A 23,675-nucleotide genomic window follows, 5' to 3' on the forward strand; every position below is an offset into this window, starting at 1 on the left:
CGAGGTTAGTAGGTCCGAATCCCGCAGCGCGGCTCCGCCCAAGGCCGTGGTCGGCGCGGGTGGGGTGAACCCACCCGCGCCGGTCTGGACTCAGAGGCTGCGCGATAGCCGGTCGGCCAGCCGCCGGGTGAAACCTGCCGGGTCGTCGAGCTCCCCGCCCTCGGCCAGGACCGCCATGACGTGGAGGAACTCGGCCGTCTCGGCCAGCGCGTCGTCGTCTCCCCGCTCGGCATGGGCCGCGCGCAGCTTCTCCACCAGCGGATGCTGCGGGTTCAACTCGAGGATGCGTTTGGCCTTCGGCAGGTCCTGGCCCATCGCCCGGTAGAGTTTCTCCAGCGAGGGCGAGGCGTCGAAGGCGTCGGACACCAGGCACGCCGCAGAGGTGGTCAGCCGAGTGCTGAGCCGCACGTCCTTGACCTTCTCTGCCAGCCGCGCGCCCATCCAGCTCAGCAGCGCGGCGAACTCCTCCGCCGCCGGCTCCTGCTCGTCCGCGGCCTTGAGGTCGACCTCGCCCCGGCTGGCCGAGGTGAATGATCTGCCGTCGTAGTCGCCGACCAGGTCCACCCACACCGCGTCGACCGCGTCGTGCAGCAGCAGCACCTCGATGCCGTTGGCGGCGAACGCCTCCAGATGCGGCGAGTTCTCCAGCGTGGCCCGCTGCTCGCCGAGCAGGTAGTAGATCTCGGTCTGGTCGGCCTTCATCCGCTCGACATAATCGCGCAGCGTGGTCGGCCGGGCCGGGTCATGCGTGGACGCCAACTGCACCACGTCGAGGATCGCCGCCCGGTTGTCCGGATCGTTGACCAGGCCCTCCTTGACGGCCTTGCCGAACTCGCGCCAGAAGCCCGCGTAGCGCTCCGGGTCCTTGGCGAGCATGTCCTTGAGCGTGCCGAGCACCTTCTTGACCAGGCGGCGGCGGATGACCTGGATCTGGCGGTCCTGCTGCAGGATCTCCCGAGAGACGTTGAGTGACAGGTCGGCGGAGTCGACGACGCCCTTGACGAAGCGCAGGTACTCCGGCAGCAGCGCCTCGCAGTCGTCCATGATGAATACGCGCTTGATGTAGAGCTGGACTCCGCGCCGAGTGCCCTGCGAGAACAGGTCGTGGGGGGCGTTGGCCGGCAGGAACAGCAGCGCGTCGAACTCCAGCGTGCCCTCGGCCCGCAGATGGATCGTCTCCAGCGGGTCGGTCCAGTCGTGGCTGACGTGCCGGTAGAACTCGGTGTACTCCTCGGGCTTGATCTCGGCGGCGGACCGGGACCACAGTGCCTTCATCGAGTTGACGGTCTCGGTCCCCTCGGCCTGCGGCGTGCGCATCCGAATCGGCCAGGCGATGAAGTCTGAATAGCGTTTGACGATGCGCCGCAGCACCGCCGGGTCGGCGTAGTCGAACAGGGCGCTGTCCTCGTCGGCGGCCTTGAGGTGCAGCGTGATGGTGGTGCCTGGCGCCACGTCGGCGACGGTGGAGATCTCGTACGTGTCCGAGCCGGTCGACTCCCAGCGGGTGCCTTCGGTCTCGCCCGCGCGGCGGGTCACCATGACGACCCGGTCGGCCACCATGAAGCTGGAGTAGAACCCGATGCCGAACTTGCCGATGAGCTCGGCCGTGCCGTCGTGCTTGGCCTGCTGCCAGCGGCTGACGAACTCAGCGGTGCCCGACCGCGCGATCGTGCCGATCAGGTCGACGACCTGAGCGCGCGTCATGCCGATGCCGTTGTCGCAGACGGTCAGGGTGCGCTGCTCGCGGTCGACGGCCAGCTCGATGAAAAGGTCGCTGGTGTCGGCGTGGAGCTCCTTGTCGATCAGCGACTCCAGCCGCAGCTTGTCGAGGGCGTCGGAGGCGTTGGAGACGAGTTCTCGCAGGAACACGTCCTTGTTCGAGTAGATGGAGTGGATCACCAGCTGCAGCAGCTGCTGCGCCTCCGCCTGGAACTCGAACGTCTCGACCTGGCTCAACGGCATCCCCCTTCTGCATAAGCACTCGCCGTACCGGAGTGCCAATGCAGATTTAGCATCAGTGCAACCGGCCCGGCAACTCGGGTTCCAGTGCGCGAACACGGCTTGGCGTGCCTGCTCGGTGGGATCTGCCCGACCCGAAGGCATCGACGCCGCCCTTCCCGGTGACGGCTCGGGCATCAGAAAATGCGTTGCGCGGGCCCCTGAACGTCATGAGACTCGTCCGCTGTGAACGAATCGGCGTGGAAGCTGTTCGAGCGTGTCGCCGCGGACTATGACCAGGTGGCTCCGTTCTTCGCCGAGTTCGGCAGGGCCATCGTGGATGTGCTCGATCCGCCCGGCGGCTGCCGGTTGCTCGACCTGGGCTGCGGACGGGGCGCGCTGACCGCCCCGGCGCTGACCCGGGGCTGTGCCGTGACGGCCGTCGACGCGTCACCGGCGATGGTCGAACACCTGGCCGCCGACTTTCCCGCGGCTCGCGCATACGTCATGGACGTGCAGGCCCTGGACCTTCCTTCAGACAGCTTCGATCTCGCAGTCTCTTCCTTCGTCATCCACGTCCTCGACGATCCCGCGGCCGGAGTAGCCGAGGCGTATCGGGTCCTGGCGCCCGGCGGCCGCTTCGTGTTCACCGGCGGCAGCGCCCGCACGAGCAACTACGACCGGGGTGTGCAGCCGGACCCCGACGCGTTTCCGCTCGGCCGACGCCTGGACGCCCTGTTCCAGGAGTTCGCGGTCCACCTGCCCCCGAACGGGGGCATGGGCCGCCCGGTCGACGCCGCCGTCCTGCTCGAAGAGGCCGGATTCGTGGATCTGCGTGAGGACCAGGCCGAGGTCCGCATCGAGTTCCGGGACAACGCGACGCTGTGGCGGTGGGCGATGAGCCACGGCTACCGCGCGTTCATCGAGGACCTGCCGGAAGAGCACCACCGCGAGTTCCACCGTCGGGTGCTGGAGCTCCCGGCCGGCGATCGTGTCCTGCGGCGCGTCACGGGTATCTGGTCCGGCCGCAAACCCGCGTGAGCATCACCGACCTCTTATGATCCGCGCGCCGGGCCGAAAATCGGTGCGCGAATCCCCAACCCGCCGGCGGCCTGCCGCGTGTTGGTGGCGGAGGTGACGGATGGACAGGTACGACGGCTTTCACGATTTCGTCGTCGCGCGGGGTGGTGCCCTGTCGCGCACGGCATACCTGCTCACGGGTGAGCACCATGCCGCCGAGGATCTGGTGCAGACCGCGCTGGCCAAGGCGGCGGCACGGTGGCGGCAGATCGTGGAGCACGGCCAGCCCGAGGCGTACGTACGCCGCATCATGATCAACGAGCGGATCACGTGGTGGCGGCGACGCCCGGCACGCCCGGTCGCGCAGGTGCCCGAACGGGCCGGGCCCGACGAACCGCATCAGATCGTCGACCGGCTCGCGCTCGGGCAGGCGCTGGACACCCTGACACCGCGCCAGCGCACCGTCGTGGTGCTGCGCTTCTACGAAGACCTCTCCGAGGCCGAGACCGCGACCGCCATGGGCTGCTCGATCGGCACCGTCAAGAGCCAGACCCACGTGGCCCTCGGCCACCTGCGCCGCGCGCTGCCGCTGTTCGCCGAGCAGGCCGGCCAGTACGCCGACGCGGACGCCGCACTCACCAAGGCCCGGACCCGGCGGGCCCGCCGGGTGGTCACGGCCGCCGCGCTCGCACTGCTGCCGGTGGTACTGGGCATCACCGTGTACGCACTGCGCGGCCCCACGACACCGCCGCCGCCACTGACCCCGTCGCCGAGCGTCTCGCCTGCCCCGGTCGGTCTCGGCATCGTCCCGACCCTGCCGAGCAGGCTGCCGGCCGCCGGCGCGGCGCTGCCCGACCTGCCCGCCGACCGCGGCGTCGGCCGGGCGTCGCTGGTCCGGTCGCAGTCGACCGCCGACGGCGTCGAACTCCATATCGCCGCCGAGTCCGGCTGGTACCGGCTGCGCCTGCAGCCGCAGGTGCGATACACGCGGCTCTCACCCGACGGCCGCTGGCTGAGCTGGTCCGACCGGCAGTCCAGCACCGTCCTGCGGGACCTGACCGGCACCACGCAACGGCGCCTGCCCGGCGAGGTGCGAGCCTGGTCCCGGTCCGGCCGGCACGTACTGCTGGCGGACAACTTCCCGGCCCTGCCCTTCGTGCACACCCCGGCCGACGGCACCTCCCGCGAGATGACGCTCGTCACCGGCTGGAACGAGCCCCTGACCGTGCTCGACGACGGCACGCTGCTGCGCACCGACGACGACCGCACCCTCACCGCCCAGTCCTTCCCGCTGACCGTCACCGACCCAGGCACGGGCACGCCACGGCAGTTGACCGTGGACGTCGGCGCGCTGCTGCGCCCCGGTGAGACCATCCGGGTGAACGCGACCCCACGGCTGTACCAGGTGCACGACGACGTGATCGCGGTCCAGGCCGACACCCGGGGCGCCGCGTACGGGGTGGTCTTCATCGAGTTCTCGCTGCGCGACGGCACCCCGCTGCGGCGGCTGGACATCGGCGACCGGGCCGGGCCGGACGCGTCCCTGTCGATTCCCTGCCTACAGGGCGAGGCCATGCTGTGGCGCAACGAACGCGTGCTGCGCCAGACCGTGCCGGGCGGTGCGACCGACCTGGCCAGCCTCGACCTGCGCTTCTACGACGGCATCTACCACCTGCCCGGATGCCTCCTCAATATCGCGTGACCCCGCAAGGAAGGACACCTTCTCCTCGTTTCGAAGCGGAAGGTGTCCTTCCCAACCGCCCGGAACCGACCCCACGTCCATAGACGGCGGACGACTTTCGACACGTCCGCCGTCGCAGTGGGTCGGGAGCGTCGCCGGTCGCTGGACATAAGCTGACGGGTCCGCCACCCGGAGAGGCCGCCCGTGACCGCGACGCCCCACCCGCTGCTGGACCCGCTCGCCAACCTGGACGTGCAGGGAGCGCAGTTCGACTGGGACGACAACGACATACTCCGCCTCGACGACCACTACCGGCGGCGACACCTACCCCTGCTGCACGAGGCCACACGGCCTCCGCTGGCGGGCGACGACCTGTCGCCCGCGGAGTACTGGCCGCCGATCAGATCCGCGATCATCCCCGTCGACGACGCCGCCCTGCGCGCCGACGCCGACTTCGCCGCGTTCATCGACGACCTGCGCGGCGCGCTCGGGCCCGCCATCTGGTGGCCCGGCCTGCGGCTGCGCGCCGACCTGGTGCATACGACGCTGGCACCGGACCTCGGCCCGAACACGGAGCTGCCTGACGAGCCGCTCACCGCGGTCAACCTGGTCGTCCGCGGTCCATGGCTGGGACGGTTCAACACCGGGCGCATCTACCTGCCGGTGCAGGCCGCCGACGCCGCCTCGGCACGGCAGCTGGAGGCGGTGCGGGCCTGGCTGACAGCCGAGCACCGCCCGCTGCTCGCCGGTTACCTGCAGCTGACCGACGACATCCACGGCGAGGACTACATGGCACTGCGCGAACTGGTCCGCCGGTACCAGGCCCGCATCCAGGTGCCCGTCACCCCGGCCGACCTGTGGCTGATGGACACGATGGACGACCTCGTCCTGCGTTCCCACGTCGAGCAGCGGATGCCGTTCTCCTCTCCCTCCGGCGACCGCACGTGACGCCAGTGAACTCCTCCCGGTGCAGGACGCCGCCCAGCCGCGCGTCGGGGATATCCGATGATCGCGCAGGTGCCGATGACCCGACGAGACAGGTGTTTCGGTTGCTCAGGCGAAATTAGTCGGCGGGCTTGCCGAACCAGCGGGCGAGGTGGTCGTCCAGGTCCTGCTGGTCGTCGCCGATCCAGGCGACGTGGCCGTCGGGGCGTAGCAGGATGCACGGAGCATCCAGTACCGCGGTGGGGTCCCCGAGGTAATCGACACGGTCCGACCAGCCGTCGACGGTCAGGCGTTCGGTGCGGTCCAGCAGCAGGCCGCGGCCGCGATGCAGCAGACCGTAGAGGCTGCCCTGTTTCACGTCGATGTCGCGCAGGCGGCGGCCGAGCAGGTCGGGGCCTGCGCCGAAGTCGTAGCGGACGCCGATCGCGGTGATCTTCTCGATCAGATGGCGGTTCACCTCGTCGAAGTCCATCAGTTCGGTGAGCAGCCTGCGCACGGCCTGCGGGCCCGGTCCGGTGGACGCCAGTTCCATCTGGGCGCGGGTGTTGTCCAGCACGTCCGCGGCGACCGGATGACGTTCGGCCTGGTAGGTGTCCAGCAGTGCTTCCGGCGCCCAGCTGCGGATCTGTGCGGCCAGTTTCCAGCCGAGGTTGAATGCGTCCTGAACGCCCAGGTTGAGGCCCTGTCCGCCGATGGGTGGATGGATGTGTGCCGCATCGCCGGCCAGCAGCACCCGCCCGACCCGATAACGTTCGGCCAGCCGTGTGGCATCCCCGAAGCGGGACAACCAGCGCGGGGAGTGCACGCCGAAATCGGTTCCGGCGACGGCGCGCAACTGTTGTTTGAAATCGTCGAGGGTGGGCGGTTCCGCACGATCGCTGACTCCCGCGACGGGGATGATGACTTGATAGACCCCTTCGCCGAAGGGCCTGAGGCTGAACCGCTTGTCGGTCACGCCGATTTCGGCCACCTTGGCGGCGATCTCCTCCTGCGGCACACCCACTTCCATCCCGCCCATCAGCGTCTCGGTCCGCGAGGGCTCGCCGGGGAAGCCGACGCCGAGCAGTTTGCGCACCGTACTGCGCCCGCCGTCACAGCCGACGAGATAACGCGAACGCAGCCGTTGCCCGTCGGCCAGTTCGACGGTCACACCCTCGTCGTCCTGCTCGAAACGGGCCACCGCACCACCGCGCCGGACCTGCGCACCCAGTTCGATCGCGTGTTCTTCGAGCAGGTGAACGATGACCGGCTGCGGGATGCCCAGCAGATAGGCGTGCGCGGAATCCAGGCCCTCGGGCGCGGGTTTGTCGATGGCGGAGAAGAAGCCGCCGGCCGGACGCTTTCTTCCGTGTTCGAGAATGCGCTCCAGCAGCCCGCGCATCGCCATCAGCTCGAGACTGCGGATATGCAGGCCGACTATGCGGACGAACGACGCGGGCTCGGTTTCCTTCTCCAGGACGAGTACCCGCACATCGTGCAGCCGCAGTTCGGCGGCCAGCATCGCACCGGTCGGCCCGCACCCGGCAATGATCACGTCGAACATGAGGGGCGCGCGGTCGGTGCCGGAGGCCGTCGATGGGAGTCCGGGTACGTCGCCCACGGTGGAGTCGCGCTCGATCGTATCGGTCGACGACGGCTCGGTGGTGAACTGAGGAGAGTGCATGGGTGTTGCCTTTCGGGAGTGCCTGTTGGCGAGGCGCTCCCGGCGACACCTACATCAATCGCCCGACCGTGACGGAAGAGGGAGCACCCACATCGATACAGCGTTCATGGGTCTCACCTCCTCGGGCGGTGTCACGTTCGACTGCAAGCTACAAGCCTGCGCATCATCCCGTCCAGCCCTTTCCCAGTTACGTGATCACGACTCCGAACGGGCCCGTGCGGTTGCAGGGCGAGTCCGGCGCGGCGGCCCGGCTGGTCCCGTTACGGCGCCGCTTGACCGTCCCGTTCGACGCCTAGCGCAATGGCGTCGGCCGTGACCGACTACGCAATCTGACGAAGATCGTCGCCGTAGTCGAAGATGATGCGCATCCGGGCGCCCAACGCCTGCGCATAACGGGCCAGCGTCGCGACTTCGTTGGCGTCCAGGTCACCGTTTTCGATCTGGCTCACCCGTCCGGGCGTGACGTTCATCAGCCGCGCCACGTCGCGCTGCGTGAGACCAAGCCGACGTCGCTCCTCAGCGAGGTGGTAGGCATGCACCCAGGCGAGAGTTCGTGCTCGTTCGGCCTCGAGGGCGGGATCGTCGCCGTCGTGCAGCTCTGCCCGCACATTGTCCCAGTCCTGGAATTCAGTCATAAACCCTGCCCACCCGCGCAACTATAGCTCAGGCTATACCTCCGACGATGATCGCCACGGCCGCGCGAGACCGGCTTTGCGGCAACCTTCTCATTGGTTCCGCGCTCGCGGTCACGGCGTCCGGACCGGACGTCGCCCGGCTGCGGGCCACGATTGAAGACGCCGTGATCCGGCTCGGCGACGAGCCCAAGGTGAGCAGATGCGGGCCGTCCCGCACCGCACCTACGTACGCGCCGCGCCCACCCAGGAGGCCGCCGCCGAGGTCCTCGACCTGCCGCTGAGCACCTACGACCGGCACCTCGCCAAGGCGCTCGAACAGGTCACCGACCTGCTCTGGACCGTGGAGATCGGTGACGTGCGCCCACCGGGCCGAGGTGACCATCGGCGACGTCCTCCTTAGACATCGCCTACGGCTGCATCTCGTACGCCCCGCAGAGCGCTTCGACCTGCGCCCACACGGCGGCGGTGCGCGAGACGTCCCGGACCGGGCGGCGTAGCTGCGCCACGGCCCAGGCGGCCTGCGCGTCGGTGGTGGCGGCCTTGCCGTGCAGTTCGGTGGCGTATGCGGAGAAGTCTCCGACGAGGACGGCGAAGATCTCGTCGAGCAGGTCGCGGTCCAGGCCGGTCAGCTCGGCCTGTTCCAGGATCAGCTGCCCGTACACGACCAGCGCGAAGAGCTGCCCGATGGTCAGCAGGAAGTCCAGGTCACGCTGCTGATCCTCGTCCGGGGCGTGGGCCTGAAGCAGTGCGCACAGTCCGTCGGCCTGCTCCCGGAACACCGCGACGTTGGCGAGGTCGGCGTACTTGTCGTAAGGGCCGCGCCAGTCGTGGAACCGGATCGCCCCCAGGCCGCGGGCGGGCCCCTGCTGGAAGAGGAACTCGTCGTCGGCGGCGTCCTGCCGGGTCGGCACGGGCGCGAACCCGGCCGGGTTGAACAGGTAGTTCGGCATGAACTTGAGAATCAGCGCGAGATTGACGTGCACGGTGCCCTCGAGCTTCGGCAGGCCCCGGATGTCCTTGGCGGCCTTGTCGAAGTAGGTGTCGGCCTCGAAGCCCTTCGCGGCGATCACGTCCCACAGCAGGTCGACGACCCGCTCGCCCTCGGTGGTGACCTTCATCTTCGTCATCGGGTTGAACAGCAGGTACCGCCGGTCGTCGGGGCCCGCGGTCCGGAAGTAGTCGACGGCGCGGTCGCTGAACAGCTTCATCGCGACCAGCCGGGCGTACGCGTCGGTGAGCTCGCGGCGCACGTGCGGGAAGTCTGTGACCTTCTTGCCGTAGAGCACCCGCCGGTGCGCGTGGGTGACCGCCTCGTACATCGCGTGCTCGCAGATGCCGATGGAGGCGGTGCACAGGTTGAACTTGCCGACGTTGACGGTGTTGAGCGCGGCGTCGAACGCGGCCTTGCCGGTGTGCAGCACGTCCTGCTCGCGTACCGGGTAGTCGTCGAGCCGGAACTCGCTGACGTACATCTGCCCGCTCACCACGTTCTTGACCAGGTGGTAGGCGGGGTGGCGGCTGTCGGCGGCGAAGAAGACGTAGCCGTCGGGTCCTTCGACGTCGGCGCGGCGGCCGAACACGGAGACGAGTCCGGCGACGTTGCCGTTGCCGATGTAGTACTTGCCGCCGGTGGCCCGGAATCCGCCGGCACCGTCCGGGGTGAGGATCATGTCGGTGGAGTAGATGTCGGCGCCGTGGGTGCGCTCGGACAGGCCGAACGCCATGACGTGGCCGTCGGCGAGCAGCTGGGCGGCGCGGGCGCGGGCGGTCGGGTTGGTGCTCTGCCATACCGGGCCCAGCCCCAGGACGGTCACCTGCCAGGTGTACCAGTAGCCGAGGCCGTAGAAGGCGAGGATCTCGCTGAGGGCGGCGTTGCGGGCGGTGTCCCAGCGGGTGCCGGTGCCGTCGGCGGCCGGGGTCAGGAACGTCGCGAACAGGCCTTCCTTGGCGACGAAGTCGAGGAAGTCGGCGTACCAGGTGCGGTCGTTGTAGCTGTCGACGAGCGTCTTCTTGCCGCGGTTCTCGAAGAAGTCGACGGTGGCGCGCAGCAGTCTGCGGGTGTCGTCGTCGAGGTGTGCGGGGTCGTAGGTGCGCGGGTTCAGCAGCAACGGGTTAGCCATGGTGATCTTCCTTTTCCGGTGTTCAGCGGCTGAGGTTGTGCAGGGTGTCGAGGACGTCGTCGAGCCAGGCCAGGACCATGCGCTCGTAGTCGATGCCGCCGCGCAGCACGACGTGCTGCAGTCGCTGTCCGTCGTCGAGTTCGGCGGCGTCGGGGAAGTCGCGCTGTTCGCCGGCCAGGTAACGGCTCAGGGTGGTCTCGTGGTCGGCGCGGTAGCGTTCGACCTCGCTGATCAGCGCCGCCCGGCCGGCGGCGTCGTCGAACGCCGCGCCGCGGATCTTGACGGCGAGTTCGTGGCGGACGGTCTCCGGCTGGACCGGTTCGCGCAGCCAGGTGGTCAGCGCTGCCCGGCCGGGTGTGGCCACGGAGTAGCGGCGCTTGTCAGGGCGGCCGTCCTGGTCGATCTCCTCGGCGGTGACCCAGGCGTCCGTCTCCATGCGTTTGAGGACGCGGTAGATCTGCTGGTGGGTGGCGGTCCAGAACCGGCCGATGGAGCGGTCGAAGCGCCGGGCCAGCTCGTAGCCGGACCCGGGCTGCTCCAGCAGCGAGACGAGGATCGCGTGTTCGAGGGCCACGCCGGCCATCATGCTATGAAACTAGTTGCATATCAACTGCGCCAGTCGGATCTCGCGAGCAGCCCGCGATGGTGGCCTTCGGGACAGAGCGGCCGGGGCATACCTCGCGGATCGTCGGGGATGACTGTGCGCGAGCCGCTGGCGGCGACGGCCTACCTTGCCGCGGGTGGAGAACGTGTTGGTCTTCGTCGTCAGCGCGGTCGCTGTGCTGGGCTTGCCGCCCTACCTCGTCTCGCTGTGGCGCGCCCTGCCCGCGGTCTGGCGTGGTGAGCGCCGGTCGCCGATCAGACATCTCCGCCTTTTCTCGATCTTCCCGCGCAGTTACCTGAGCGGGCTGCTGGCGGTGACCGCGTGGTACGGCGGCTTCGCCGCTGTCGGCGGTGGACTGCTCGTATACGGAATTCTCGGTTTCGATGACGGGAGTTCGTCCGACGACCCGCCGGCAGCGGTCGTGCTGATGGCCGTGTTCTTCGCGGTGGCGGCATTGCTGCTGGCGGCCGCCTTGCCGTTGACGGTGCTGCAGTGGGTGATGAACGCGTTCAACCGCCCGCACCGGCTCGTGCCGCCGAGATACCGGGACAAGGCCGGCTGGGTCGGTGAGCAGGCCCGGCTCAACAGGCAGCGGGCGTCGCTGCCGCGAACCGACCACCTGGTCGAGATCGTCGAAGCGGACCCGGGCGATGGGCCGGGTGGCCGCTTCCTGGTGGCGGTATGCGGCGACAGCAGCTGCGGGTGGATGGGATACGCCGACGAGGGCGTCGCAGCGGAGGAGGAGAACCTGCGGGCCAAGGCGGCACGGCACTCGTCACAGGTGGCGGCGGGCGTGATTCGGCCGCGTCCGGACGCCTGACGTTTCGTCGGACCGTCAGGATCGCCTCGCGACGACGAGGGTCGCCGGCAGCCGCGGTCGCGATGTGCCGGACCGGCCGGGCCGTCACCGACCGGCGCAGGCCGCCTCCAGCGCGGTCAGATACGACCGGGCCCAGGCCTGGATGTCGTGGTCGCGTACGTGCGCCCGCATGGCCGCCATCTGGGCAGTCGGCTCGGTCGGGTCCGCCTCGAGCGCCTCGACGAGGGTGTCCTTGAGGCCCTCCACGTCGTGCGGGTTGACCAGGTAGGCCTGCGTCAGTTCCGCGGCGGCCCCGGCGAATTCGCTGAGCAGCAGTGCCCCGCACCCGTCGACCCGGGCGGCGACGTACTCCTTGGCGACCAGGTTCATGCCGTCGCGCAGCGGGGTGACCGCCATGACGTCGGCGGCGCGGTAGAGCGCGGCCAGCTCGGTGCGGTCGAAGACCTGGCTCAGGTAGTGCACCGCGGCGACGCCGAGGCGGCCGAAGTCGCCGTTGATCCGGCCGACCTCGCGCTCGACCCGGTCGCGCAGCAGCCGGTACTGCTCGACGCGTTCCCGGCTCGGGATCGCGACCTGCACCAGCACCGTCTCGGGCACTTTGAGCCTGCCGTCGGCCAGCAGCTCGCGGTATGCCTTGAGCCGGTGCTCGATGCCCTTGGTGTAGTCGAGCCGGTCCACGCTGAGGATCACCCGCCGGGGGCCGCCGAGGTCGGCGCGCAGCTTGGCGGCCTTTTCCACAACCTCGTCGTGGCTGGCCAGCGCTTCCATCTCGGCGGTGTCGATCGACACCGGGAACGCTCCGGTGTACACGACGCGGCCGTCGACCTGTACGCCGCGCTCGTCGACGGTGGTGTCGAGGACCTTCGCGGCGAGCTGGTGGAAGTTGTGGACGGCCTGGGTGCGCTGGAATCCGATCAGGTCGGCGCCGAGCATGCCGCGTAGCAGTTCGGTGCGGCGTGGCAGCTGCATGAACAGTTCCGGGGGCGGGAACGGCACGTGCAGGAAGAAGCCGATGCGCAGGTCGGGCCGTTGGGCGCGCAGCATCGCGGGCATGAGTTGCAGGTGGTAGTCCTGCACCCAGACGACGGCGCCGTGGGCGGCGACGCGGGCGGTGTGGTCGGCGTAGCGCTGGTTGACCCGCTGGTAGGCCTCCCACCAGCGGCGGTGGTGTACTGCGGGCTCGACGGCGTCGTGGTAGAGCGGCCACAGCGTCGAGTTGGCGAAGCCTTCGTAGTGGTCGCGGACGTCGGAGTCGGTCAGTTCCACCGGGATCAGGTGTACGCCGTCGACGTCGGGCAGTGGTGGGGTGGGGCCGGGTTTGCCCGCCCAGCCGATCCAGGTCGCCGGGGTGTTGATCAGCACGGGGTGCAGGGCTTCGCCGAGGCCGCCGGGGCTGCGGCGCCACTCGAAGACGCCTTCGGAGGCGGCGGCGTCGTTGATGGGCAGGCGGCTGGCGACCACGACCAGTGAGGCGTCCCGCATCGGGTGCTCCCTTTCTGGGCTTTCGCGGATATGACGACGGTTCGTGTGACTGTGCGGCATTGACCAGGTCACGCGAACTTGTATCAACCCAAAGTTACGCTGCGATTACGGGAAGGCACGTCCTTCACTCGTGCCAGCATCCGCGCGGTGGTCGTAAGGCTCGATCAATCGGCGTCCACCCCTGGCCGAGCATACACAGTGGACAGACGAATTCAGCAGCTCCGATGCCTGCATGGCGGCGCATACCAAAGTTTTGAAGATTAGCTTCTTGACCTTGCTCTACTACGTAGCTAACTTTCACGTAATCGAACAACTCTCCCAAGGAGGTCGTCGATGAGGAACTTCGTCGCCGCCGTCGCGGCCCTGGCGGTCGCCATCCCCGGTCCCGCCCCAGCTCAGCCCGCTCATCCGCCCGCCGCCGAACACGGCTGGGTGACCTCGACGCTGCGGCACATGAGTCTCGAGCAGAAGGTCGGCCAGCTCTTCAGCACCTATGTCTACGGTGCCGACGCCACCGATCCCGCCCCAGCCGACCGAGCCGCGAACCTGGCGGCCTTCGGCGTCGAGACCCCCGCGGAGGTCGTGGACAGGTTCCACCTCGGCGGCGTCGTCTACTTCGCCTGGTCGCACAACCTCGACAACGTACGGCAGATCGCGACGCTGTCCAACGGGCTGCAGACCGCCGCGCTCGGCACCGGCCGCAAAGGCGAGGTGCCGCTGCTCATCTCCACCGACCAGGAACAGGGCGTGGTGCAGCGGATGCCCGCACCCTCGGCACAGTTCCCCGGTTCGATGGCACTGGGCGCGGCGCGCTCCACCACCGCCGCCCACCTGGCCGCCGAGGTCACCGGACGCGAACTGCGCGCGGTCGGCATCCGCCAGCCGTACGCACCGGTCGCCGACGTCAACGTCAACCCGGCCAACCCGGTCATCGGGGTCCGGTCCTTCGGCGCCGACCCCGACCAGGTCGCCGGCCTGACCGCGGCGCAGGTGGCAGGCTTCGAGCAGGGCGCCGGAGTGACCGCCGTCGCCAAGCACTTCCCCGGCCACGGCGACACCGCCACCGACAGCCACACCGGCCTGCCGGTCATCAGCCACACCCGGGAGCAGTGGGAGCGCATCGACGCACCCGCCTTCCGCGCGGCGATCGCCGCCGGCATCGACTCGATCATGACGGCGCACATCGTCGTGCCCGCGCTCGACCCCTCCGGCGATCCCGCCACCCTGTCGCCGACCATCCTCACCGGAGTGCTGCGCCAGGAGTTCGGCTTCACAGGCGTGGTCGTCACCGACGCGCTCAACATGGCCGGCGTCCGGGCCAAGTACGGCGACGCCCGAGTGCCGGTCCTCGCCCTGAAGGCCGGCGCCGACCAGCTGCTGATGCCGCCGAACCTCGCCCTGGCCTACGACGCCGTGCTCCAGGCCGTCCGCGGCGGCGAGCTGACCGAGCGCCGCATCGACGAATCGGTGCGCCGGATCCTGTCCGTCAAATACCGCCAGGGCCTGTCCGGGTCGCCGTACGTCGACGTCGACGCAGCCGTCGCGTCGGTCGGCGCCGCCGCCCACCTGGCAGCGGTCACGCAGGTCACCGACCAGACGCTCACCGCCGTCCGCAACGACACCGGGCTGCTGCCGCTGTCCGGCACCGACCGGTCCGTGCTGGTCACCGGCTGGAACAACGCCGCGTTCAACCCGATCGGCAGACTCGCCGACGGCTTCACCGGCCGCGGCTCGCGCACGACCGCGCTGCCCGCGACACTGCCCGCGACCCAGGCCATAGCGGCGGCCGCCACCCAGGCAGCCCAGCACGACCTCACCGTCGTACTGGTCAACAAGGCCTGGGACACCGCCGTCGGCGACCCCCGCGCCAGCCAGCAGCAGCTCGTCGCCGCACTGGTCGCCACCGGCAAGCCCGTGATCGTCGTCGCCGTCCGCGACCCGTACGACATCGCCCACCTGCCCGGCGTGACCACCTACCTGGCGACCTACACCTTCACCCCGGCCGCCATGAACACCCTGGTCCGCGCACTACACGGCGACCTCTCGCCGCACGGACGGCTCCCGGTCACGATCGTCGCCGCCAACGACCCCGCCACCACGCTCTACCCCACCGGCCACGGCCTCACCTGGTAGGAGAAAACCTTGCAACGCAGAAACCTCATCACCGGCGCCGCCGCGGCCGGCGCACTGGGCGCGACCGCGCTCGCGCTGCCCGCCCAGGCCGCACCGAAACCGCGCCGCGTCCAGACCGGACTGGACCGGCTCGTCGCCGACCGCTTCGCCGCCCTCGCCGGGCAGAAGGTCGGCGTCGTGTCGAACCCGACCGGCGTCGACGCCGACTACCGCCACCTGGTCGACCTCATCCACGAGTCCGGGCGGGTGAACCTGGTCGCGGCGTTCGGCCCCGAGCACGGCTTCCGCGGCTCCGCGCAGGCCGGCGGCAGCGAAGGAACCGGCATCGACGCCCGCACCGGCGTCACCGTGTACGACGCCTACGGCGCCTCGCAGGCCAAGTGGGAGGAGCTGATGACCCGGGCCGGCGTCGAGACCGTCGTGTTCGACATCCAGGACGTCGGCGTCCGCTTCTACACCTACATCTGGACCATGTACACCTCGATGGTCGCCGCAGCCCGGCTGGGCCTGCGCTACGTGGTGCTCGACCGGCCCAACCCGATCGGCGGGCGGGCCTACGGACCGATGATGACCCCGGAGTTCACCTCCGGCGTCGGCCTGAAGGAGATCATCCAGCAGCACGGCATGACGGTCGGCGAGCTCGCCCGGTTCTTCAACGCCGAGTTCCTGCCCGAGGCAGCCGGACGCCAGGTCGACCTGGAGGTGGTGGCCTGCCGCCACTGGAAGCGGGACATGTTCGCCGCCGACACCGACGTGCCGTGGGTGATGCCCAGCCCCAACATGCCCACCCCGGACACCGCGCTGACCTACCCGGGCACCGGCCTGTTCGAAGGCGTCTCCTCGATCAGCGAAGGCCGGGGGACCACCCGGCCGTTCGAGCTGGTCGGCGGCCTGGCCACCGACTTCGACTACCACTGGTCCGACCGGCTCAACGGCCGCGACCTGCCCGGCGTGCGGTTCCGGGAGGCGTACTTCGTGCCGACGATCGCCGGGCACCACCCGCCGCTGCTCAACAAGCTGTGCGCGGGGGTGGAGGTCAAGGTGACGGACCGGGCGGCGTTCGACCCGATCCGGACCGCGGTCGCGATGCTGGTCGAGGCACGGAAGTATCCGGCGTTCGCGTGGCGGGCCGACTCCTACGACCCGGTCCGGCCCTACTGGGTCGACAAGCTCACCGGCTCGCCCCGGCTGCGCACGATGATCGATGCGGGCGCGGACGTGGACGACGTGGTGGGTGCCTGGTCGCAGGAGCTGGCGGAATTCGAACGGCGGCGGCGCCCCTACCTGCTGTACTGACCCGAGCGACAGTCGCGGGGTGGGCCGGCACCCGGCCCGCCCCGCGCTTCGGGCTCACCGCCCGTGCCGCCGCTGCGCTCCCGACGGCGGAGCTGTCACCGGTCGCCGACAAGCTCGAGTAGAAGTTCGACCGCATGATGTGTTCCGCCTTCGGAGCGCACCAGCTCTCCGATCTCGGCGGCCCTACGGGGCATTGTGGTGGCGGATCTCGTCGCTTCGACTGCCTCGATGAGGCGTTCGGCGGTCATCTGCCGCTGTGGGATGGGGTCTGGGGCAACGCCGATGGATCGCATTCGCTCGGACCAGAACGGCTGGTCACCGGTGAAGGGGCAGATCACCTGTGGGCGTCCGGCGAGCAGCGCGGCAGCTGTCGTTCCTGCTCCGCCGTGGTGGATGACCGCTGCGGTGCGGGGCAAAAGCCAGTCGTGCGGGGCTTCGTCGACGACGTGGACGGAGTCGTTGTTCGAGCCGGCCATGGCGATCCCGCCGGCGCCGGTTGCCACGACGGCTCGCAGTCCGGTTGCCTGGACCATCTGTTGGACCATCTCGCCGATCGCCTCGGGGTTCTGGCCTCGCATGCTGCCGAAGCCGACGTAGATCGGCGGTGCTCCGCTGTCGAGGAACCTGGCCAGGGCGGGCGACGGGCCCTGGTCCTGGCCGGCGACGGTCCAGTATCCCGTGACGGGCGCATAGCCGGGCCAGTCGGCCGGCTGCGGCAGGACGTGGCGGCTGAACGCCTGCAGTACGAAGGCGGGGCCTCCGTCGGGGCGGCGGAACGGGTCACCGGATCCACGCCGAGACCCCAGCCCGAGTCGTGCACGCCAGCGCTTCCCTACCGCTCCGAGGAGCATCTGAGGTGCGAGCGCGGCCGGTCGGTAGCTCAGACGGTTGAAGGGTCTGGGCAGCCACGGCGGGGCCCACATCGGGCACGGAAAGGCGCCGGTCGCAACCCAGTTCGGCTGCAGTGCCACCGGGACTGCGGGGACGCCGAGGGCCTCGGCGAGATGCTGGCCGGGGAGCATGGTGTGGTGCACGACGACGTCGGTTCGGGCGGGAACGGCTGCGGTGATGTCGTCGAGCACGGCGGCGAGGTGCTGCCGGGTCCGGCGCACCACCTCGGTGGCTGTCCGTTTCGCCTTCAGCCCGCGGTAGTTCGTCGCGAGTGCCTCTTGGATGTGGGGCTCGTCGGTGAGCCGGTTCCACTGGTCGTCGACGGGCGCGAACGGAACGCCGTCGGCAGCGGCGAGCGACTCGTAACACGCCGGCCCGGCCACCAGTACCTCGTGGCCGGCGTCGGACAGCGCGCGCCCTAGGGCGACGAACGGCTGTACGTCGCCGCGCGTCCCGAACGCGAGCACGAATGCCTTCATCCTGCTGGGATCCCCTCTGCCCGACCGCGTCCCGAGGACCTCCGAGACCGGCCCGTCCGCTCTCTGACCTGGCTGAAATTTCAGTACCGATCATGACTGTCGTGGCCGGGATGGTCAAGTCCGGCCTGCGGAGTGTGTGCGATGTCGCCTGGGACCGGAGTGGCGGGCGGGCTAGGCTTTCCTCTTGTGACCGACCAGGGTGCGACGGGGGAGGCTTCGCTGACGCAGCAGGCCTACGCAGCTCTGCGCACCCGCATCGTGGCCTGTGAGCTCCCGCCGGGGTCGTCGCTCACCGAGCGGGAACTGGCCCGCTCGACTCCCTACGGGCTGACTCCGATTCGCCGGGCGCTCGCCCGCCTGGACCGCGAGGGGTTGATCATCACGCTGCCCCGGGCTGGTTACGTCGTGAGCCCTCTCGACACCCAGGATGTGTCGGAGCTGGTAGAGGCGTGGGATCTCATCGGTCCCGAGCTCGTCCGTCTGGGCTTGCAGCGCCTTTCCGACGTCGAGGCGCAAGAGCTTGCCCGACTGCTGGCCGAGTGGTCCCCACCCGACACCGACGGCGAGTACCGCTTGGAAGCGGTCCTGCGCTTCTCTGAGCTGTCGATGCGCGTCTTCCAGATCCTGGCCGTCGCGAGCGCGAACCGCTGGTTGCGGTCGACCTTCGACCAGCTCTCGGACCAGATGTCGCGCCTGTGGGTCACCCTGCTCAAGGACCGCGAAGTCCCGGAACAGCTAAAGCAGCTCATAAACCGCTGGAACCGACACATCGCAGGCCGGCAGCCCGAAGAGATTGCCGAGCACCTACCGCAACTGATCAAAGACAGTGGCCGAGCGGCACGTGACCTGTTCCAGCACCTCGCCACGACACCTGCCAGTCCATCGGGCCTGACCAGCGATCACCCGACTGACCTGTCAACAACGTAACGAGTGGTCACGGCATCAGACAGGCCGACCCGGCGGCCGGATCCGTTCCCATTCACTGGAGTAGACCTCGCCGAACAGCCGCAGCTCGTCGCCCTTGCAGCTGTACGTCTCGGGGGTGATCGTGGCTTTGAGCGGCTCGCGCGCGCGCTGGCGTCCGTTCACCTTCAAGGTGGTCGTGCCGGTCGCACGCGGACTGCTGTAGTTGATGGTCTTGTCGTCGGCGACGTAGTTGAGCTTGGTAGTGCCGTTGTGGATCATCTCGTACCGGTCGCCGTAGCCCGCGCCGCGCCTGGTCACCTTGTCGACGGTGGTCATCGTGCCGTCGGCGTTGACCTGCATCAGCGTGCCCGCGCCCGTGAACTGGATCTTGTTGCCGTACATCTCCCAGTTGGCCGTGTACGAGGTCTCGCGCCAGCTGCCGACCAGGCAGGCGGCGGGAGCCGCACTGGGCGGCGGCGGTGGCGGCGTCGACGGTGACACGGCGGCCACAGGCGACGGGCTCGGCGCCGCGGCCGGCTCGCCGCGCAGGGCGAAGTAGGCCGCGGCGCCGCCGGCCAGGCAGACCACCAGGAACACCACGAGCACCACCACACCCACTACGACAGGCATGGTCCAATCACGACGCGGCGAGTTCGACTGCACCAGACCAGCATCGGCAAGTATCTACGCGACAGCAAGTCCCGAATCGATCACACAGCCGGACGGCCAGCCGCTTCCGGTGAGCCGTGGTCACTTGCCCGGCAGCACCTCGTCCAGGAAGTCGATGCCCCGCTCGATCAGGCCGCCGATGTCGTCGTAGCCCTCGAAGCAGTGGTCGGCCCCGGGTACGAGCAACAGATCGGCCCGCACCCCGACCGCACGCAGCGCCTCGGTGAAGGCCTGCCCCTGGCCGGGCGCGACGATCTGGTCGGCGTCGCCGTGCACGGTGAAAAACGGCGGAGCCCCGGCATGCACCCGGCTGATCGCGTTGCCGAAGGCGACGAACTCACGCCGGTCGCCGGCCGGGCCGCCGAACAGCAGGGCGCGCGATGTGGACGGATCATCGGCGTCGTCGAAGGCGAAGAAGTCGACCGCACCGTACCAGTTGACGACAGCCTGGATCGCCGTCTCGCCGGTGCCGGTCAGCCCGGCCATCGCGGCCAGGTGACCGCCCGCCGACTCACCCAGCGCGGCGAACCGGGCCGGGTCGAGTTTCAGCTGGTCGGCGTAGAGCCGCAACCAGCGCACAGCCGACTGGACGTCGACCAGCTGGGCCGGGTACGGCGCTTCCATCGCCAGCCGGTAGTCGACGTCGGCCACCGCCCAGCCCCGATCGAGGAAACGCTGGTGGAACCGGTGCGGCGCGACCGGCGGCGGCAGACCCACCCGACTGCCCTCCATCCAGCCGCCGCCGTGCACCCAGAGCAGCACCGGGAACGGCCCCTCCCCCGGTGGCACGTGCAGGTCCAGGTGCAGCGGCCGGAAACCCGGCACCACGGCCACCGTGCAGTCGGCGTAGGTGACGGTCGGCCGCAGCTCGGGTGGCGGGTATCCGGTCACGGGCGACACTCCGATCATGATCAATACAACAGCCCGAGAATACCTCGTTTGACGGCATCGGCCGGAGATCCGATGATCGCCACACTGCGCCCACCGCGCAGCCCTGCCGTCCCCATCGGCCCAACGGCGGCAGGGCGACCGGCCGAGCCGAGCACGCCACCCCGGAGGACAACGCCATGACCCTGCCCCGCCTGTCGCCTGCCGGATGGACGATCGCGGCCTTCGGACTCGCGGCGCTGCTGCTCGGCGCCGTCGGCCTGATCAGCCCGGCCACGCTGCTGGCCTCGATGGGATTCACCCACGACGGCGCCACGGCTCGCGCAGCAGACGACTACACGCTCGTGTTCGTACGCACATCGGCGATGGCCTCGTTCAACATGGGCGTGTACTACCTGCTCGCGGCCGCCAAGGACTGGACCGCCTTCTTCGCCTTCACGGTGGCCTTCCGGCTGGTGACGTTCACGGTGTTCACCGCCCTGGTGCTGACCGACACCGCCCCCGCCGGCTTTATCGCGGTGGCGGCATGGGAAGGGGCCGGCGCGCTCGCCACCTTCGTCGCGCTACGTGCCCGCCGGAGACACTCCGCAACCTCCGAATGACCTCCACCGGTCCGTTCGGCGACGTGGCCTGGCACGACCGCGGGCACGCCAGCGCGTGAAGCCGGCCACAAACAGCGGATTCATATGGCGAGATCCTTGTAGGCAGGTCTGCTCCAATACCGACGCATTCATGCACTCGCGGCGACGATCCGATCCGGTCCGATCACCTGCATGATGCGGGCTACCCCTTGACCCGAAATCCGGCGGCCGTTAACGTCCGCACGCGGCTCTCAATTCGAGATCCGCGAATACGGGGGAGCATCGATATGAGTTTGAGGAGACGTCTGCTCGCGTACGGTCTGACCGCGTCGACCATCGCAGCCACGTTCGCCGCCGGAACCGCATTACCGGCTCACGCCGAGCCGATCGCCGCGCCTTCCCTTGTGGACGACGGCGTCTATCCCGGAGCCGCGCAGATCCTCGCCGAGCAGAACGTCATGCTGGTCTCCGGCGACGGGCACATCCTGCTGGCCGACTGCGCGACGCCGCCGGAGAACAACATCGGCCTGCTGAAGGTCTACACGACCGACGAAGGTATCGGCGCCGACGGCATCGGCCGGGTGTGCTTCAAGGTGACCGCCGGGGCCGGCTGGCTGAGCCTGCGGGTGCCCGGTGTGTACGAGATCCGCGGCGACGGCATGAGCACCGGGTTCGGCCACGAGGTCACCGCGGAGCTCGTCGACGACGAGGGCGAAGAGATCACGGTCGAGGTCGACCCGGACGGCAGCACCCAGGTCGGCCTGGGCGCCGACCCGACCGCGTCGCCGACCATGCTGCTGGAACTGCGCGCAGGCACCGGCTTGGCGCCGGTGACCGGCGCGAACGCGGCGGTGGGCAAGGCCAACATGGTCGACCGCATGTGCACGGTCTCCCTGGTCGCGCCGCGCTGGGCGCTGGGCGCAGCCGCATGCTTCGCGGCGGACCCGCTCACCCCGCAGCTGACCGAAGGCGCGCCGGCCGAACCCGTCCACGTGGTGTTCCCCGGGCACGCCGCCGTCGCGGCCAACTGGCTGACCCCGGTCGCCGGTCGGGACGCGGTCCTGGTGCGCCTGGCCGCGCCGATCGCGGACATCACGCCGCTGGCGACCGCCACCGCGGCGGCACCGACCGGCACGGCCCTGCCGGCCGTGGGCTACGGTCGCACGGCCACCGAGTGGATCAACGACCAGCAGCAGACCGCCCAGATCGCCTTCACGGCCTCGGCGGCCACCACCCTGTCGGCGACCTCAGGGCCGCTGGTGTGCAAGGGCATGGCCGGCGCGCCCGTGATCGTCGACAACAAGATCGCCGCCGTGCTGAGCCAGGCCGGCCAGGAGGGTTGTTTCGACGGCAACGGCACAGGCAGCAGCGTCGTCGCGGCACGCCTCGACGGTCTCACCAACTGGATCAACGCCGTGGTCTCCAGCACCGCCGACCACACCTGGCCGCTGGCCGACATGCCGGTCGGCGCTGCCGCCGGCACCCCGGTCACCACGACCGGCGACCACGCTTTCACCGGCACACCACTGCCGATGACCGCCACCGCCGGTGCGACGTGGAAGACCGGCGACACCTTCAGCCCCGCCATCGAGCTCAACGGCACGACCGGGTCCCTCGCCACCGCTACAAATCCGGTCCAGACGCATTTGGACTGGGGCGTGAGTGTGTGGGTCAAGCTCGACGCCTATGGCGGCGTGGTCGTCTCCCAGGACGGCAACAACTCGAAGGTACCCAAGTTCAAGCTGTGGGCGGAAGCCAGCGACCGGTCGTGGCGGTTCTCCATCCTCAAGTCGTTCATGACCTCTCAACAGATCCCCAGCTGGGACAACGTGTCAACCGCCCCGGAGACGGCTCAGCTCGGCGCCTGGACCAAGATCACCGTGCAGTACCAGACGTCCGGCGGCAGGAACGCGATCCTCCTGAAGATCAATGACGTTGCGGCGGCCAGCAGAGCCCACAACTGGAACCAGATCGGCGGCCAGGTCTTCTTCAACCAGGTCGCCAGCGGCCCGTTCCGGATCGGCAGCGCCCGGACCGGCCCGAGCACGTTCGGCAACTACCTCGACGGCACGGTCGCCAATGTGCAGACGTGGAGCAGCGCGTCACTTCCCGCTGGACCGGCGACCAGCTGCGGCTCCAACGCCGCGGTCTACGGCATCACGGCCGACGGCAAACTGACCTACACCCTGATCGAACGCCTCACCGGCACGTTGATCCGTCGCCTCACCTCGACCGCGACGTTGGGCTTCACCCCGTCCACGATGGCCACGATCAACAAGAACACCCTGCTCGTACCCAGCACGACCGGGAACCTGTACAGGGTGGACATCACCGCCAACACCACCGAACTGACCTTCACCAAGGTGAACCTCGGTGGCACCGGCTGGAACTTCGCCCAGCTCACCTATGACAGCAGCCATCTGTACGGGGTCTACAGCACCGGCGCGATGCGCATCTACGACTTCTACACGGCCAAGCCGGTCCTGACCGACATCACGCACACCTACACGATCGCCAGCGGATTCTCACTGAACACGCTGGCCGCGAGCGGGTTCATGACGCTCGTCGGCACGCAGATCAGCGACGGTGCCCTGCTCTCGCTCGATTCGAGCGGCTCGGGGTACTTCTACACGGACACCCTGGCCACCTGGCCCGGCCTGAGCCACCTCGTCTCGCCCGGCGGTGGCATCTACTACAGCCGCAACGCCTCCTCCGGCGTCGTCACGATGCACTTCGACGCGAACATCGAGGACGGTTCGGGAGCCGACCTCACCACCTACGGCACTGTCAACGACCCTGCAGGTTGGACTCAGACGAAGCTGTCCGCCGTTCTCGGTTGTTTCTGACCGGCCATAGTATGAAGAGGGGGATGCGGTTCGACCGCATCCCCCTCTTCATGTTCTACCGCAGATCCATCCGATCGA

General features: G+C 69.3%; 18 protein-coding genes and 1 pseudogene. 10 read left to right on the forward strand and 9 right to left on the reverse strand.

The window, feature by feature from the left end:
• Window positions 1-90: 90 nt before the first annotated feature.
• Window positions 91-1,962 (reverse strand): molecular chaperone HtpG, encoded by a 1,872-nt coding sequence (htpG, locus tag FLL47_RS35010; RefSeq protein WP_144126941.1) that lies wholly within the window; start codon window positions 1,960-1,962, stop codon window positions 91-93.
• Window positions 1,963-2,184: 222 nt separating this feature from the next.
• Between htpG and FLL47_RS35015 the strand changes: the two genes are divergently transcribed.
• The 3 genes and pseudogenes from FLL47_RS35015 to FLL47_RS35025 all read left to right on the forward strand — a co-directional run bounded on the left by FLL47_RS35015 (window position 2,185) and on the right by FLL47_RS35025 (window position 5,587).
• On the forward strand, window positions 2,185-2,979 hold the full coding sequence (locus FLL47_RS35015) for a class I SAM-dependent methyltransferase (RefSeq protein ID WP_144126942.1): 795 nt from the start codon (window positions 2,185-2,187) through the stop codon (window positions 2,977-2,979).
• A 100-nt stretch (window positions 2,980-3,079) separates the two neighbouring features.
• Window positions 3,080-3,538 (forward strand): annotated as a pseudogene (locus FLL47_RS44410) (SigE family RNA polymerase sigma factor); the annotation flags it as partial.
• 1,305 nt (window positions 3,539-4,843) lie between these two features.
• Entirely contained in the window at window positions 4,844-5,587 is a 744-nt protein-coding gene (locus tag FLL47_RS35025) for a hypothetical protein (protein WP_144126944.1), read from the forward strand.
• A 115-nt stretch (window positions 5,588-5,702) separates the two neighbouring features.
• Here FLL47_RS35025 and rox read toward each other — a convergent pair whose 3' ends face one another.
• Complete coding sequence (gene rox, locus FLL47_RS35030) at window positions 5,703-7,127, reverse strand: rifampin monooxygenase (protein WP_222106345.1); 1,425 nt, start codon at window positions 7,125-7,127, stop codon at window positions 5,703-5,705.
• A 440-nt stretch (window positions 7,128-7,567) separates the two neighbouring features.
• Window positions 7,568-7,882 (reverse strand): helix-turn-helix domain-containing protein, encoded by a 315-nt coding sequence (locus FLL47_RS35035; RefSeq protein ID WP_144126946.1) that lies wholly within the window; start codon window positions 7,880-7,882, stop codon window positions 7,568-7,570.
• Between the two features lie 199 nt (window positions 7,883-8,081).
• Between FLL47_RS35035 and FLL47_RS43295 the strand changes: the two genes are divergently transcribed.
• Window positions 8,082-8,282 (forward strand): hypothetical protein, encoded by a 201-nt coding sequence (locus FLL47_RS43295; RefSeq protein ID WP_186316084.1) that lies wholly within the window; start codon window positions 8,082-8,084, stop codon window positions 8,280-8,282.
• Window positions 8,283-8,289: 7 nt separating this feature from the next.
• On the opposite strand, the gene FLL47_RS35045 is transcribed toward FLL47_RS43295, so the two are convergent.
• Both FLL47_RS35045 and FLL47_RS35050 read right to left on the reverse strand, forming a co-directional pair.
• Window positions 8,290-10,002, reverse strand: a complete 1,713-nt coding sequence (locus tag FLL47_RS35045; RefSeq protein ID WP_144126947.1) for an acyl-CoA dehydrogenase family protein — start codon at window positions 10,000-10,002, stop codon at window positions 8,290-8,292.
• A 22-nt stretch (window positions 10,003-10,024) separates the two neighbouring features.
• On the reverse strand, window positions 10,025-10,576 hold the full coding sequence (locus tag FLL47_RS35050) for a PadR family transcriptional regulator (protein WP_144126948.1): 552 nt from the start codon (window positions 10,574-10,576) through the stop codon (window positions 10,025-10,027).
• 166 nt (window positions 10,577-10,742) lie between these two features.
• On the opposite strand from FLL47_RS35050, the gene FLL47_RS35055 reads away from it, so the two are divergent.
• Window positions 10,743-11,426: a hypothetical protein gene (locus tag FLL47_RS35055; RefSeq protein ID WP_144126949.1), complete on the forward strand. Its 684-nt coding sequence runs from the start codon at window positions 10,743-10,745 to the stop codon at window positions 11,424-11,426.
• An 84-nt stretch (window positions 11,427-11,510) separates the two neighbouring features.
• Here the strand turns inward: FLL47_RS35055 and FLL47_RS35060 are convergent, their stop codons facing one another.
• The gene (locus FLL47_RS35060; RefSeq protein WP_144126950.1) at window positions 11,511-12,908 is read right to left on the reverse strand and encodes an alpha,alpha-trehalose-phosphate synthase (UDP-forming); all 1,398 of its coding nucleotides are present in this window, start codon (window positions 12,906-12,908) and stop codon (window positions 11,511-11,513) included.
• Window positions 12,909-13,241: 333 nt separating this feature from the next.
• Between FLL47_RS35060 and FLL47_RS35065 the strand changes: the two genes are divergently transcribed.
• Entirely contained in the window at window positions 13,242-15,041 is a 1,800-nt protein-coding gene (locus FLL47_RS35065; RefSeq protein ID WP_144126951.1) for a glycoside hydrolase family 3 protein, read from the forward strand.
• Between the two features lie 9 nt (window positions 15,042-15,050).
• On the forward strand, window positions 15,051-16,337 hold the full coding sequence (locus FLL47_RS35070) for an exo-beta-N-acetylmuramidase NamZ family protein (RefSeq protein WP_144126952.1): 1,287 nt from the start codon (window positions 15,051-15,053) through the stop codon (window positions 16,335-16,337).
• A gap of 95 nt (window positions 16,338-16,432) precedes the next feature.
• Here the strand turns inward: FLL47_RS35070 and FLL47_RS35075 are convergent, their stop codons facing one another.
• Entirely contained in the window at window positions 16,433-17,707 is a 1,275-nt protein-coding gene (locus FLL47_RS35075; RefSeq protein ID WP_144126953.1) for a glycosyltransferase, read from the reverse strand.
• 186 nt (window positions 17,708-17,893) lie between these two features.
• On the opposite strand from FLL47_RS35075, the gene FLL47_RS35080 reads away from it, so the two are divergent.
• Complete coding sequence (locus FLL47_RS35080) at window positions 17,894-18,634, forward strand: GntR family transcriptional regulator (protein WP_186316085.1); 741 nt, start codon at window positions 17,894-17,896, stop codon at window positions 18,632-18,634.
• Window positions 18,635-18,649: 15 nt separating this feature from the next.
• Here FLL47_RS35080 and FLL47_RS35085 read toward each other — a convergent pair whose 3' ends face one another.
• Together FLL47_RS35085 and FLL47_RS35090 are read right to left on the reverse strand one after the other, a co-directional pair.
• Complete coding sequence (locus FLL47_RS35085) at window positions 18,650-19,243, reverse strand: hypothetical protein (RefSeq protein ID WP_144126955.1); 594 nt, start codon at window positions 19,241-19,243, stop codon at window positions 18,650-18,652.
• Between the two features lie 120 nt (window positions 19,244-19,363).
• On the reverse strand, window positions 19,364-20,182 hold the full coding sequence (locus tag FLL47_RS35090; RefSeq protein ID WP_246159067.1) for an alpha/beta hydrolase: 819 nt from the start codon (window positions 20,180-20,182) through the stop codon (window positions 19,364-19,366).
• Window positions 20,183-20,349: 167 nt separating this feature from the next.
• On the opposite strand from FLL47_RS35090, the gene FLL47_RS35095 reads away from it, so the two are divergent.
• The gene (locus FLL47_RS35095; protein WP_144126957.1) at window positions 20,350-20,772 is read left to right on the forward strand and encodes a hypothetical protein; all 423 of its coding nucleotides are present in this window, start codon (window positions 20,350-20,352) and stop codon (window positions 20,770-20,772) included.
• Between the two features lie 266 nt (window positions 20,773-21,038).
• Window positions 21,039-23,597, forward strand: coding sequence for a trypsin-like serine protease (locus tag FLL47_RS35100; protein ID WP_144126958.1), 2,559 nt, complete (start codon window positions 21,039-21,041; stop codon window positions 23,595-23,597).
• Window positions 23,598-23,675: the final 78 nt, after the last annotated feature.

It is taken from the genome of Catellatospora sichuanensis (assembly GCF_007483665.1).
In the GTDB taxonomy this organism is placed as follows: Bacteria; Actinomycetota; Actinomycetes; order Mycobacteriales; family Micromonosporaceae; genus Catellatospora; species Catellatospora sichuanensis.

Bases quoted from the DNA above. Each gene is read 5' to 3' on its own strand.
- FLL47_RS35085 (WP_144126955.1), bottom strand. From the start codon at position 19,243: ATGCCTGTCGTAGTGGGTGTGGTGGTGCTCGTGGTGTTCCTGGTGGTC.
- FLL47_RS35035 (WP_144126946.1), bottom strand. From the start codon at position 7,882: ATGACTGAATTCCAGGACTGGGACAATGTGCGGGCAGAGCTGCACGAC.
- FLL47_RS35100 (WP_144126958.1), top strand. From the start codon at position 21,039: ATGAGTTTGAGGAGACGTCTGCTCGCGTACGGTCTGACCGCGTCGACC.
- FLL47_RS35060 (WP_144126950.1), bottom strand. From the start codon at position 12,908: ATGCGGGACGCCTCACTGGTCGTGGTCGCCAGCCGCCTGCCCATCAAC.
- htpG (WP_144126941.1), bottom strand. From the start codon at position 1,962: ATGCCGTTGAGCCAGGTCGAGACGTTCGAGTTCCAGGCGGAGGCGCAG.
- rox (WP_222106345.1), bottom strand. From the start codon at position 7,127: ATGTTCGACGTGATCATTGCCGGGTGCGGGCCGACCGGTGCGATGCTG.
- FLL47_RS35075 (WP_144126953.1), bottom strand. From the start codon at position 17,707: ATGAAGGCATTCGTGCTCGCGTTCGGGACGCGCGGCGACGTACAGCCG.
- FLL47_RS35045 (WP_144126947.1), bottom strand. From the start codon at position 10,002: ATGGCTAACCCGTTGCTGCTGAACCCGCGCACCTACGACCCCGCACAC.
- FLL47_RS35095 (WP_144126957.1), top strand. From the start codon at position 20,350: ATGACCCTGCCCCGCCTGTCGCCTGCCGGATGGACGATCGCGGCCTTC.
- FLL47_RS43295 (WP_186316084.1), top strand. From the start codon at position 8,082: ATGCGGGCCGTCCCGCACCGCACCTACGTACGCGCCGCGCCCACCCAG.
- FLL47_RS35065 (WP_144126951.1), top strand. From the start codon at position 13,242: ATGAGGAACTTCGTCGCCGCCGTCGCGGCCCTGGCGGTCGCCATCCCC.